This is a genomic window from Raoultibacter timonensis (genome assembly GCF_022845715.1).
GTDB lineage: Bacteria > Actinomycetota > Coriobacteriia > Coriobacteriales > Eggerthellaceae > Raoultibacter > Raoultibacter timonensis.
The window spans coordinates 2520928-2533873 of the sequence record NZ_AP025564.1 but is presented as its reverse complement, the minus strand read 5'-3'; the positions used below and the strand labels follow the sequence as shown (position 1 = coordinate 2533873).

Genomic DNA, 12946 nt, shown 5'->3' with positions numbered 1-12946 from the left:
TTCGGGGTTTGCCCCGCTTGCTTATAATAGACGCTCATCGTACGAATCAACCCGCACAGGCGGGAATGGAAAAGGATCCGCGTGAAGACTTCAGTTGATTTCGCCCCGGTGCTTTTGGGCGGAGACGCCAACGCCTACGGAATGGCCCGTTCGTTCTTCGAGGAGTACGGGGTCGTTTCTGCGGCTATCGGAAAAGGCGCATTCCATATCTGCCAGCACAGCAAGATCGTCCGTTTCGAGGTGTGCGAACCGCGCCTCGAGGAAGACGAGGTGTTCGTCGACACGCTCTTGCGCTATGCGCGCGATCATCGGGGGGTGCCGCTCGTGCTCGTTCCGTGCGGCGATAACTATACCAAGATGCTGGTGCGCAACCAAGAAAAGCTGCGCGACAGCTACCGGTTCACCATCATGTCGCCCGACCAGTACGACCTTGTGTCGACCAAGGAGCGGTTCTACGATACCTGCGCGAAGCACGGCCTTCAGTTTCCCGAAACATGCGAGGTGACGGCTGCGACGGCAAAGGGCTTCGAGCCGCCGTTCGCCTATCCCGTAGTGGTAAAGCCCTCGAACAGCGTTGCGTACTGGAACTGCGATTTTCCCGGCAAGAAGAAGGTTTTCGTCGTCCAGACTGCCGACGAGATGCGCCGCATCCTCGAGGGCGTGTACTCATCGAGCTATCAGGACAGCATGATCGTGCAGGATTTCGTTCCAGGCGACGATACGCGCATGCGTGTGATGAACTGCTACAGCGATGCGGCGGGCGCCGTGAAGATGATGGTGCTCGGCGATGTGCTGCTCGAAGAGCACACGCCGGAGGGCATCGGCAGCTACGGTGCCATCATGACCGGCTACGACGAGGGCGTCAACGAGCGCATCAAGGGCTTTCTCGAGGAGATCGGCTACGTGGGCTTTTCGAACTTCGATCTGAAATACGACGAGCGCGACGGCTCGTACAAGCTGTTCGAGATCAATCCGCGCCAAGGCCGCTCGAGCTATTTCGCCACCGCGTCGGGCAAGAACCTGGCCCGCTATCTTGTGCGCGATGTCGTGTACGGCGAGGATCGCCCGATCGACATCGCAACGCTCGAGGACGAACGCCTGTGGACCATGATCCCGCTCTCGGTCATCCGCACGTACGTAAGCGATCCGTCGGCGCGTGAGCGCGCAGAGCGCCTTATCGCAGCGGGCAGGGTCAGCCGTTCGTACTGGTCTGAAGACGACCGCTCGCTTCTGCGCTACGTGAGCTACCGCATGAACCAGCGCAACTACCGGCGCCAGTACAAGGAGTGCTTCAACCGCAGGGGCATCGACGATTAGGAGAAACCCCCGGATTCGCAGCTCCCTGCGAATCCGATCGGACAGCCGATGGCGGGCATCGGGCCATGGCGACGTGCGCGATCGAGCGCGCTTCGCGGAGAGACGGAGGCGAAAATCGTGTCGAGAGGAAGCGAGGTGACGGCATGGAGAGACTCGGAATCATCGGGGGATTGGGCCCCGCAGCGACAGCGCGCCTGTTCGCCCAGATTGTCGCATATACCGATGCCGCGTGCGACCAGGAGCATCTCGACGTGACCATCCTCAATCGACCCCATATACCCGATCGGACTGCCTACTTGCTCGGCAAACCGGGCGCGCAATCGTTCGTCGAGCCCATGCAGGAAGCCGCGCGCGAACTCGAAGCGGCAGGATGCGGCGTGCTCGCCACGCCGTGCAACACGGCCCATGCGCGCCTCGACGAGATCGCCTCGGTGCTGGGGCGGTCGCACTTCGTCGACATGCCCGCCTCTGCGGCGGCGTTCGCCTCCGATCTCGGATGCACTCGCGTGGGCGTGCTCGCAACCGACGGGGCGCTTGCGACGGGGGTGTACCAGCGCGCGCTCGGCGCTGCGGGGATCGAGTCGATGCTGCCCGATGAGGCGGTGCAGGCGAAGGTTATGAGCATCATCTACGATGATGTGAAGGCGGGCCGCGTTGCCGACGCCGAGAAGGTGGACAACGTGTGCGATGCGTTGACGGATGCGGGATGCAACGGCATCATGCTTGGATGCACCGAATTATCGCTTCTGGGGTTGCCTCGCATGCGCGGCGGGGCGTGCATCGTCGATGCGCTCGACGTGCTTGCCTGGAAATGCATTACCGAATGCGGCGCGAAGGCCCGCAATCTGAGAGACGAGTACCGATGCCATGTGCGTCCCGACGGCTGCCTTGACGAGCGGGGCGCTGTCGGGTCGAGGACGATAGAGTAAGGAAGACGCAGACTATGTGCGGATTTGCAGGATTCATCAACAACTACGCCGACCTTGACGCCGCGCGCGTCATCGAGCTCATGGGGGACCGCATCAAGCACCGCGGCCCCGACGACGCCCAGTACTACATCGACGACGAGGTGGCGCTTGCGTTTCGGCGCCTTTCGATCATCGACCTCGAGGGAGGCCGTCAGCCGCTGTTCAACGAGGACGAATCGATGGTGCTCGTGTTCAACGGCGAGATATACAACTTCCCCGAGCTGCGCGAAGAGCTGATCGCCCGCGGGCACGTGTTCGCAACCAAATCGGATTCCGAGACCATCCTGCACGGATACGAGGAGTACGGCCGCGGCATCCTCGATCGGCTGCGCGGCATGTTCGCGTTCGCCATCTGGGACAAGAACGAGAAGAAACTGTTCGGAGCCCGTGACATCTTCGGTATCAAGCCGTATTACTACTATCGGGAAAACGGCCTGTTCTTGTTCGGCTCGGAGATCAAGAGCTTTCTCGATCATCCCGGCTTCGACAAGCGCATCGATCGCACGCGCATAGCCGACTATCTGTCCTACGAGTATCTTCCCGATGAGAACACGCTGTTCGAGGGCGTGTACAAGCTCATGCCGGGTTCGTATTTCGAATGGACCGAGGACGGCTTCACCACCGAGCGCTACTACAATCCCACCTATGCGATCGACGAGGATCCCTCGCTCGACGAGTGGGCCTCGTCGATCGAGGACGTGTTCTCCGAATCGGTGCGCGCTCACCAGATCGCCGATGTCGAGGTGGGCGGGTTCCTCTCGTCGGGCGTCGATTCGAGCTACGTGGTCGATCGCGTGTTCGCGCAGGGAACGAAGATCCGCACGTTTTCGGTGGGCTACGAGGAGGAGCAGTACAGCGAGCTCTCCTACGCGAAGCAGTTCTCCGACGAGCTCGGCGTGGAGAACATCTCCAACAAGATATCTGCCGCCGACTTCTTCGACGCGATGCCCGACATCCAGTACTACATGGACGAGCCGCTGCCGAACCCGTCTGAGAACCCGCTGTACTTCTTGGCGGAAAGCGCTGCGAAGCATGTGAAGGTGGTGCTGTCGGGGGAGGGCGCCGACGAGCTGTTCGGCGGCTACCCCAACTACCTCGCCGAAGCCCATCTCGGAACCTACTGCAAGCGCGTTCCCCGCCCCGTGCGCCGCGCTCTTGGAGCGGTTGCGGGCAAGCTCCCCCGGTTCAAAGGACGGCACTTCCTCGTGCACGGTGCGATGGAGCCGTGGGAGCGTTTCTCCCGTGCCGATTACGTGTTCGAGAACGAGGACCGCCAGCGGTTCCTCAAGGATCCGATCACCGGGCCTACGCCGCAGGAGCGCTCGAGACGCTATTTCGATCACGTCGAGGGCCTCGATGCGGTGACGCAGCTGCAGTACGTCGACATGCAGACGTGGATGGCGTTCGACATCCTGCTCAAGGCCGACCGCATGTCCATGGCCCATTCGCTCGAACTGCGCGTGCCGTTCCTCGACAAGCGCGTGCTCGAGCTGGCGCTCAAGATACCCTCGCGCTACCGTGCCGCCAACGACGAGTCGAAGATCGCCCTGCGCCACGCCGCCGCCCGCCATCTGCCCGAGCGCGTGTACGGCAAGGAGAAGCTCGGCTTCCCTTCGCCGCTTGCCACGTGGCTGCGTGAAGACGAGTACTACGAGCGCGTGAAAGCGGCGTTCACGGGCGAGACCGCGCACGAGTTCTTCGTGCCCGAAGCTCTCGTGAAGCTGCTCGACGAACATCGTTCGGGCCAGGTTTCGCATATGCAGAAAATCTGGTCGTTCTACACCTTCATCGTATGGTACGAGGAGTTTTTCGGTACGGGCAACCGTGCCCAGTGCCGCGCATAGCGGGCGTTTCCATACATGAGGTATGCGGTGTTCAGCCGTTCGCAACATATAGCGCAGCGTGGGCGAAAAGTGCAGGCAAAAGGGGTCTTTCCGATATAAGAAGACCTTATGTGACTTTCTTGAATGGCTTGGTTTCGCTCGCGGGGCTTTGCTATGATCGGCCATGCTTCAAGCAATTTCATAGAAATAAGGTGCATATGCTGACTTTAACCACACAACGCACTTTCCGTACAACCACGTCCGTGTTCCTGGCGCTTCTTTTGGCAGCCTCCTTGGTGGGGCTTGCTCCCGCGCAGGCATTCGCCGTGACAAGTGCCGAGAAACAGGCCGAGGCCGACGACATCATGCGCAGCATCGATTCGCTGCAAACCCAACTCAACGAGGCCAACGCCGAGTACGAGCGTGCAACGCAGGAGTACGAGACCGCTAAGGCGGCCGCCGAAGATGCCGCAGCGCGCGTGAAGGCCGCCAAGGAGCGCATTGCCGAGCTGCAGGAGCGTTTGAGCGAGCGCGCGACGAGCATGTACAAGACGGGCGGCTCGATGTCGTTCATCGACGTGCTGCTCGGTGCGACGTCGTTCGAGGATCTGGTTACCTCATGGGATGCGTTCGAGAAGATATCGAGCCAGGACGCCGAGCTCATCCAGGAGAGCAAGGACGTGAAGGCCGAAGCCGAATCTGCCGAGCAGGAATACAACGAGCAGAAGGCCAAGGCGGCCGAAGAGGTCGAGAACGCCAAGGCTGCCCAGCAGGAGATCGAAACCACCAAAGCATCGATGGAGGAAGAGCTTACCCGCGTCAACGAAGAGGTCGTTGCGCTGCAGGCTAAGGAAGAAGAAGAACGCATCGCCGCCGAAGAAGCCGAGCGCAGGGCCGAAGAGGCGAGGAAGCTTGCGGAATCGACCGTCGTTCCCGGGACGGGCGGCGGCGGATCCTCGAGTGCCGGCTCGTCGGGCGGGGACGGTTCTGTGAACGTTTCCGGATGGGTCAACCCCTGCCCGTCGTACTACGGTGTGACCAACGAGTTCGCATGGGCTGGCGCTTGGGACGGCAACTACCACAACGGCATCGACCTCGGTGCCGCGTCGGGTGCCGATATCCTTTCCGCCGGGCCGGGAACGGTTACGTACGTGGGATGGTACGGTACGGGCGGAAACGCCGTCATCGTATCGCACGGCAACGGCGTGCGCACCATCTACATGCATATGAGCGCTCAGGCGGCGACGGTCGGCCAACAGGTTTCCGCCGGCGATCTGATCGGCTACGTGGGATCGACCGGTTATTCGACGGGACCCCACCTGCACTTCCAGATAGAAATCAACGGAACTCCAGTCAACCCCCGCAATTACTTCAGCTTCTAAGCACGCGGGCAGAAAACTGAGGAGGCGCACTTTATGGAGCAGAATCGAACAAAGGTAACCAGGCGGGCGTTTCTCGGCGGCGCGGCGGCTTTCGGCGCGGTGTCGCTTACGATGCCGTCGTTGGCGTTCGCCGACCCGACATCTGCCTCCAAACAGGCCGAGGCGGACGAGGTGCGCAGTCGCGTGGCCGCCATGCAGTCCGAGCTTTCCCAGAAATCGGAAGAATACTACGCGGCGCTCGACGCCCATGATGCAGCGGTCGCCGCATGCGATGAGGCGCAGGCGCGCATCGACGAGGCAAGCGGGCAGATTTCCGAGCTGCAGGAAAAGCTCGGCACCCGTGCGCGCAGCATGTATCGCAGCGGCGGCACGTCGTTTCTCGACCTGCTGCTCGGTGCGACTACGTTCGAGGAATTCGTGACCAATTGGGACATCCTCAACCAGATGAACGAAAACGATGCGACGATGGTCCAGCAGACCAAAGATCTGCGCGCCGAAGTCGAAGCCCAGAGGGAAGAGCTCTCCAAACAGGAGCAGATTGCTTCCGATAAGGCCGAAGAGGCACGCGTCAACAAGGAGAACGCCGAGGTGACGGTTGCAGCGTTGCAGGCCGAACTCGACTCCCTCGACGCCGAAGCCCGCGAGTTGCTGCTGGCCGAGCAGGAAGAGGCGGCTGCGGCAGCGCGTGCGGCCGAGGCGGAGGAGAACGCCAACCGACCCAACTCGGGCTCGGGTGGCGGCGGCTCGTCCAACAGCGGCGGCAACGACGGCGGCAACGATGGCGGAGGCGGCGGTAACGACGGCGGAGGCGGCGGTAACGACGGCGGCGGAGGCGGTAACGACGGCGGCGGAGGCGGTAACGACGGCGGCGGAGGCGGTAACGACGGCGGCGGAGGCGGTAACGACGGCGGGGGCGGCGGCTCGTCCTCGGGCGGCGGCAACTACGTTCCGCCGAACGGATCGGTCGTCGATTATGCGGTGTACTGTCTGGGCACTCCCTACGTGTACGGCGGCAATACGCCGGGCGTCGGACTCGACTGCTCGGGCCTCACGTACTGGTGTTACAGGCAGGTGGGCAAGACCATCCCCCGTACCACCTACGGCATGCCGAATTCAGCGGCGTGGTCCGGCCCCGTTTCGTCCGCCGAGCCGGGCGACGTGCTTTGGAACAGCGGCCACGTTGCCATCTGCACGGCATCGGGCGGCGGCACTTACATCCACGCGCCCCAGCCGGGAGACGTGGTGAAGTACTCGTCCTGGCCCCAGTTCTCGCTCGCTTTGAGATTCTAGCGCACCCCTGACGTACGTACGGTTCGGCACCCGCTCGCGGGTGCCGTTTTTTCAACCGCCCGCTTCCCGCGTCCGGCACTCGGGCGGGCATCCTTTTGCACCCTGCGGGCGGAAGCTGTGTCCGCCAACCGCCTCCGTGCGACGTTTTCGGCTGCCGTTTCAGGCAATGCGTTTACGCGACCTGCGGAAACGTCTTTCTGCTTGGCTGAAACAGGCCGTTTTGCATCGCATGGAGCGCCTTCGCGGACATCGTGTCCCGTTCGCGGTCCGCTGCGGTTCGGGCATGCGCCGGGAACCCTCGAGCGCCTGCATGCGGCGCGCTTCCGGAACCGGGAAAGCACGGGGGGGGGGAGGAGGAGCCTTCTTTTACCGCATTGGCCGGCGAGCGTCGTGCGCTGGACCGTTGAGCGTTGCTCGGTATCCGGCCGGTTGACGGCGACATCGTGCGGTCAACCAGACGTCCATTGCGTCAACCAGAGGTATTCGATCATACTGGATGCAGGGCGCTGCGGAAAAGATCGCCGCACGTCGGCTGGGAGGCGTGCCTTGCGTGACGCATGCGCCGTTGAAACGACGGGCTTGCCAGCGAGCGGCAAACGGCCGAGCAAGCTTTGCTCGCCGGCGCACGGCGAAGCGAACGGATGGAAGCGAGGCGGGCGATATGCGCGGTGAAGGATGCGCGAAAACGGATCGATGCGGGTGCGCTTTGCGCGTGAGCGGCCTTGCATGCCGCTACGCGGCTGCGGAGGTATTCGCCGAAGCGTCGTTCTCGCTCGACCAAGGCTCGATCTCGTTTCTCGTCGGGCCGAACGGGGCGGGAAAGTCGACCCTGTTCCGGTGCCTTGCAGGGTGGACGAGGCCCTATGCGGGTGCGGTCGAGCTGTTCGGCGAGCCGTTCGACGGGTCGAGCAGGGAGCAGCGCCGCGAGATAGCGTATGTGCCCGACGTGCCGTCCTTCTACGACGACCTGACCACGCAGGAGCATATCCGATTCGTGCAGCAGGCGAACGGAGGCCTCTCGGCGGACGGGCTTGCCGACGACCTCATGGACGCATTCGGCCTATCCGCCCATCGGGATCGGTATCCGTCAGCGTACTCGCGCGGCATGCGGCAGAAGCTCGCGCTCGTCATCGCATTAGCGGCAATGCCCCGGTTGCTCTTGCTCGACGAACCCTACGGCCCGCTCGACCCGGGGGCGGCCGAGGTTTTGAGCTCGCTGCTCGACGGTGCGCGTTCGTCGGGGGCGGCCGTGCTGGTAAGCTGCCACCACGGCGTTCCCAACCTGAAGCCCGATCAGCTTCTCCGTCTCGCGGACGGAAGCCTCGAGGTTGTCGAATCCGACGGCTTCGCAGACGGCTTGTCTTCCGTCGGGCCTGTCTCGGCGCCGCTCGCCACCGCACCCGGTGCGCCGGGTGTTTCCGACGGCGTTTGCGCGCGGCGGGGCTGAGCGGTCGTGCTGCACGATATCCGACTTCTCCTCTGGCTCCGTATCCGCCATGCTCGGACGGCGTTTTCGCGTATGATGCACCTCGCGGGCACCGATCCCGTATCCGAAGGCGGTACGGGGGAGCGGGTGTACCAGGTCTATATCGCCGGCTTCGTGGCCATTGCGCTTGTGGCGCTATGGGCTGCGATGCTCGATGCGGTAGCGACATCGTTTGCGGCCCTTTCGGCAGACGGATCGATCATCGTGTTCAGGTTCGCCCTGATCGCACTTGTTGCGGTATTCGCCGCAATGGGAGTGCGGGGCTTGAGGACCGCGCCTCTGAAATGTTCCCATGCCGATATCGCGTACGTGATTTCGGGCGGCATGCGCATGCAGGCCACCGTTTTGGCGAGCGTGGTTCTGCGCGGCGTCGGCTGCGGCATCGCGGGGTTGGTTTTGGGCTTTGCGCTCGGCACGGGATTGGCCAGCGGCATGCAAACGGGGCTCGACCCGATGGCGGCGTCGGTGTTTTTCGCCATGGGCGCCGCCGCAGCAGCGTCGGCGGGCTGGCTTGTTGGGGCGGTTCGCCTCGCCTGCGGCTGCCGCTTCGGCGCCGTGGCCGTCGAGGCCGTCGTTGCGGCTCTCGGTGCGGTGGGCTGCGTGGCGCTCGCGCTCTATGCGGACCCCTTCGTCCTGCTCGGGGGGTCGGGTCTCGCGGCCGGCGCTTTTGCGTTCGGCTCGATCGCGCTTTTCGGCACAGCGGCATCGACGGCTCTCGCAGCGCGGTTCGATCGCGCGATCGTCATCGAGGAGAGCGCTCTCTTCGCCGATACGCAGCCGCTCGCTTCGGCATCGCTTAACTTCAACATCGATCCGAATCTCGTACGGGACTACCGTCGGCGCAAGAAGCTCGCCAGGCGCCGTGTACGGTTCGGATTGGGGCGGGGCAGCGGTCATTGGGCTCTGACCTCGCGTGCGGCCCTTTCGCTGCTCCGCCAGTACGACGGATGGCCGACGCTTATCATGCAGGGAACCGTGGCGGCGCCGATCGGCGTGGTCGCGCTTTCGGGTACGGGCGGGCTGTCGTCGATCATGGTGTGGCTGCTGGCTCTGCTTCTGTTCGGTCACGGCATCCGGGAGGAAACCCGCGCGTTCGGCGATGACATGCGTATTCGCCTTGTACGCGATCGGCTGCCCTTCGGCGCGCTCGAACTGCTCGTGTTCGACACGATTCCGGCGTTCGTCGTCGTTACGGCGGTGTCGCTTGCGACGATCGTGCCCCTTGCGGCCTATACGGGCGTGCCTCTCGTCTGGGCTCTCGTGCTCGGCGTTGCGCTCAACGTCCTGTACGTGCTCATGCGCGGCTTCGACGCGGTGCGGTTTCCCCTGACGGGACGCCGCATCGAGTACGAAGCGGGTGCGTCGGTGGCGGCCGTCTGCTTGATGCTCGTATCGTTTTCGGGATCCTTCGGCGTGCTCGCGGGTGCCGTGGTACTTGCCTGCGTCATGTGCGCGGCCATCGTGCATTACGGAACCGAGTGCGTGTAGGCGGACCTCGCGGGGTTCGCGAGCCTAAGCGCTACGGGGCCAAGCGTGCCTAACGCGTACGCGCTGGGATCTACCTGCGCTTGAGCTTGCCGGTCACGCGCGCCATGATCGAGCTCAGAAACGCCGCTTCGGGTATCTTGAGCTTGAGCGCGATGCCGAACGTGACGACGAGACTCACGATGCCGCAGACCACGATGTAGGCGAACGCCTGCGCGATCGAGCCTGAGAGGGGGGCGATGAACGTTTGGGCGGCGAATAGCGCCCCGCCTCCCGCAGCGGCGCCGAGTGTGCCGAGCACGAGCGCGACGATGAAGGCCTTGGCTGTCGAACGGAGTCCGAACGCCCCGAACCTCCTGCGCAGGTAGGTGAACAGGCAGATGTCTCCTACCAGGTAGAACACGAGCTCGGCAACCGCGATGCTCTCGATGGGAATGTCGGCGATTCCGTTCGATGCGGCGAATACCGCGGCTCCCGTGAGCGCGACCTGTACGGTGGCCGCAATGATGTTGAACCCGGCGAACACCGTCATTTTCCGCAGGCTGCTGAATATCTTCTGCAGGTAGGTGTTGATGCCGTAGAACGGAAGCGATACGGCGAATACCGCCAGATAGCTTGCGACGGTGGGGATGTTTTCTGCCGTAAACGCGCCGGCGCTGTAGAGCGTGATGAGGGGCGTAGCGAACACGACAAGGTAGAGCGCGAACGGGATCATGAAGAACAGGATCTGGTTCGTGCCCGAGATGATGCCGCGCTTGACGCCCTCGGTGTTGCCTTCCGCCTGCATGTCCGCCAGTTCGGTGAACATGGCGGTGGTGATGGGCACGGCTAAAAACGAGTAGGGAAGCATGAACCACAGGCGCGCATAGTAGATGATCGAGGGACCGTTTTCGGCGAACGCATAGGATGCGGCGCTCTGGACCGAGACGACGGCGGTGGAGCTCAGCATGACGATGACGGCGGGAATGCCGATGGCGAGCGTCTCGCGCAAGGCCGGGTCGTGCAGATCGATGCGCGGGCGGATGCGGATGCCGTTGCGTTTGAGTGCCGGTATCTGGATCGCCATCTGCACGAACACGCCGAGCGGGTTGCCGATGGCGATGATGTAGAGCGCAAGCTCGGGGTCGTTCGGTGCGATGAGGGCGTAGGCGAAGAACGTCGCGATGACGATCACGTTGTTCGCGACCGGCGCGATCGAGGACCAGAGGTAGTCGCGGTTCGCGTTCAGGAGGCCCGATACGACGGCACTCGCCCCGTAGAATACGATTTGGATGGCGAAGAACTGGAAGAAGAACACCGACGTAGCCATTTCGGACTGATCGGAGTAGAAGCTCTGGGTGAAGATGGCCTGTGCGGGGAAGGCCATGCAGATAAGCGATACGATGCCGAGCAGTATCACGACGAGGGTGAGCAGGTTCGAAGCGTAGCGGTTGCCCTCTTCGGTTCCGAGCTTCTTCTTGACCGATACGTACACGGGCAGAAACGCCGTAACGATCATGCCGCCCGCTACGAGCTCGTAAAGCATGTTGGGAAGGTTGTTCGCCACGGTGTAGGAGCTCGCGAGCAGGGTCGAACCGAGCGCGAAGGCCATCGCCCACGTACGGACGAATCCGGTGATCCGCGAGATCATGACGCATACGCTGATGAGCGCAGCCGACGAGCTGACCGTTTTGCTGTCGTCGTCGTTCGGGGGCGAGGCGAGTTCGGTTGCGACATCGTCGCCGTCGGGGGTGCGGGCGAGCATGTCGTCCGCGGCGTTGTAGATCTCGGGTTCGGGAGCGAGCGCGGCGCCATGACGGCCGAAAGCATCGTTGGGCGACGAGGATCGCGTGTACCCGCCTGTCGTTGCCTGCTTTGCATGGCGTCCGACCTTTTCGGGGCTGCTTGCGCCGGCGGATGCCCGTTTGGCGTGGCGGCCCGCGTACGGATCGTAATCCGCCTCGTCGATCTCGAAGCCGAGCTCGCCGATCCGATGGAACGAGCCAGTGGTATCGGGAAGCTGAAGGAGCTCGCGTTCAACCGCTTCGCGGGTATGTTTGGCTCGTGAGAGCTTGTCCGACATCGAATGGGCCTTCTTGCTTTTGGATATAATGGTTCACCAACGGTGAGCGGCTGCGCAACGGCAACCGCTCACATCATAGCAAACACGGAAAGAGGCGCTTCATGCATATCCTGATAGTCCGCAATAACTCCAATGCGAAGGCGGTCGACGCGTCGCTGCTCCTCGCGGCTTATCTGGGCACGCAGTCCATTCAGTACAGCATGATCGACTCTTCCGATTTGAACTATCTGGGCGATACCGATGACGTCGGCATCATCGATTCGGGTTCCTGCGATCTCGCGGTCGTGCTCGGCGGCGACGGCACCATCCTGCGCACGGCCCGACTCGTCGGCACGACGGGCGTTCCCATTCTCGGCATCAATTTCGGGCGGCTCGGGTTTTTAGCCAATGCGAGCGACGAGGGGGTTGTGGCCATCGTCGCGGCGGCTCTTGCGGAAGACGCGGTGCGTGAGAGGCGGACCAACCTGCGGATCGACGTTCTGTGCGAGGGCGACGATCTCGACGAGGTTCCCTGCTCCGACGACGAGCCGATCATCGCCGAAGACGGCGAGCGCCGCAGCTTCTTCGCCCTGAACGAGCTTGCGGTTACGCGCGGCGCTATGGGCCGCATCATCGATTTCTCGCTCTCCATCTCCGACTCGCATATCGCCGATATGCGCGGCGACGGACTCGTGGTTGCCACCGCCACCGGGTCGACCGCCTACGCGCTCTCGGCGGGCGGTCCGCTCGTGTCTCCGGGTTTCGAGGGTCTCGTTGCCGTTCCGCTTGCGCCGCATACGCTTCATTCGCGTGCGATAGTGACGGCGAAAAACGATGTGGTGGAGGTCGATCTCACCAACAACCAGGCTTCACGCGAGGCGACGCTGTTCGTCGACGGCGAAATGCTCACGTTCGAGCGGCCTGTCGCAAAAGTGTTCGTTCGCGCCGGTTCGGAGCCTACGGTGCTCCTGCGCTACAAATGCGAGAACTTCTACGACCACGCCTCGAAGGTGTTCTTCTAAGCCCATCGGGTGCACCGAGCGTGGGGTGCCTCGGTTTGCGGCAGAAAAAGCGAGATATTCGTCGTCGCTCGGAGCTTCTTCGCAGTTGATTTTTAGACCGTTTCTCCGATCAGGGGTAATGAAGCGGTGTCG

The 12946-nt window shown here is 63.0% G+C and carries 9 protein-coding genes; 8 read left to right on the top strand and 1 reads right to left on the bottom strand.

The window, feature by feature from the left end; translation table 11 throughout:
• Positions 1-81 precede the first annotated feature (81 nt).
• The 7 genes from MWL89_RS10430 to MWL89_RS10400 all read left to right on the top strand — a co-directional run bounded on the left by MWL89_RS10430 (position 82) and on the right by MWL89_RS10400 (position 9754).
• Complete coding sequence (locus MWL89_RS10430) at positions 82-1317, top strand: carboxylate--amine ligase (RefSeq protein ID WP_244385974.1); 1236 nt, start codon at positions 82-84, stop codon at positions 1315-1317.
• A gap of 143 nt (positions 1318-1460) precedes the next feature.
• A complete protein-coding gene (locus MWL89_RS10425) occupies positions 1461-2246 on the top strand; it encodes an aspartate/glutamate racemase family protein (RefSeq protein ID WP_244385973.1) in 786 nt (261 codons plus the stop codon).
• 14 nt (positions 2247-2260) lie between these two features.
• Positions 2261-4129: an asparagine synthase (glutamine-hydrolyzing) gene (gene asnB / locus MWL89_RS10420; protein WP_244385972.1), complete on the top strand. Its 1869-nt coding sequence runs from the start codon at positions 2261-2263 to the stop codon at positions 4127-4129.
• Positions 4130-4434: 305 nt separating this feature from the next.
• A complete protein-coding gene (locus MWL89_RS10415; RefSeq protein WP_180994990.1) occupies positions 4435-5490 on the top strand; it encodes a murein hydrolase activator EnvC family protein in 1056 nt (351 codons plus the stop codon).
• A gap of 33 nt (positions 5491-5523) precedes the next feature.
• The gene (locus tag MWL89_RS10410) at positions 5524-6780 is read left to right on the top strand and encodes a coiled-coil domain-containing protein (RefSeq protein WP_244385971.1); all 1257 of its coding nucleotides are present in this window, start codon (positions 5524-5526) and stop codon (positions 6778-6780) included.
• A 661-nt stretch (positions 6781-7441) separates the two neighbouring features.
• Entirely contained in the window at positions 7442-8227 is a 786-nt protein-coding gene (locus tag MWL89_RS10405; RefSeq protein WP_244385970.1) for an ABC transporter ATP-binding protein, read from the top strand.
• Between the two features lie 72 nt (positions 8228-8299).
• Positions 8300-9754, top strand: a complete 1455-nt coding sequence (locus MWL89_RS10400) for a hypothetical protein (RefSeq protein ID WP_244385969.1) — start codon at positions 8300-8302, stop codon at positions 9752-9754.
• Positions 9755-9824: 70 nt separating this feature from the next.
• Here MWL89_RS10400 and murJ read toward each other — a convergent pair whose 3' ends face one another.
• Positions 9825-11813: a murein biosynthesis integral membrane protein MurJ gene (murJ, locus tag MWL89_RS10395; RefSeq protein ID WP_244385968.1), complete on the bottom strand. Its 1989-nt coding sequence runs from the start codon at positions 11811-11813 to the stop codon at positions 9825-9827.
• 101 nt (positions 11814-11914) lie between these two features.
• On the opposite strand from murJ, the gene MWL89_RS10390 reads away from it, so the two are divergent.
• Entirely contained in the window at positions 11915-12814 is a 900-nt protein-coding gene (locus MWL89_RS10390) for an NAD(+)/NADH kinase (RefSeq protein WP_102377761.1), read from the top strand.
• Positions 12815-12946 lie beyond the last annotated feature (132 nt).

Bases quoted from the DNA above. Each gene is read 5' to 3' on its own strand.
- MWL89_RS10425 (WP_244385973.1), top strand. From the start codon at position 1,461: ATGGAGAGACTCGGAATCATCGGGGGATTGGGCCCCGCAGCGACAGCG.
- asnB (WP_244385972.1), top strand. From the start codon at position 2,261: ATGTGCGGATTTGCAGGATTCATCAACAACTACGCCGACCTTGACGCC.
- MWL89_RS10410 (WP_244385971.1), top strand. From the start codon at position 5,524: ATGGAGCAGAATCGAACAAAGGTAACCAGGCGGGCGTTTCTCGGCGGC.
- MWL89_RS10405 (WP_244385970.1), top strand. From the start codon at position 7,442: ATGCGCGGTGAAGGATGCGCGAAAACGGATCGATGCGGGTGCGCTTTG.
- MWL89_RS10400 (WP_244385969.1), top strand. From the start codon at position 8,300: ATGATGCACCTCGCGGGCACCGATCCCGTATCCGAAGGCGGTACGGGG.
- murJ (WP_244385968.1), bottom strand. From the start codon at position 11,813: ATGTCGGACAAGCTCTCACGAGCCAAACATACCCGCGAAGCGGTTGAA.
- MWL89_RS10390 (WP_102377761.1), top strand. From the start codon at position 11,915: ATGCATATCCTGATAGTCCGCAATAACTCCAATGCGAAGGCGGTCGAC.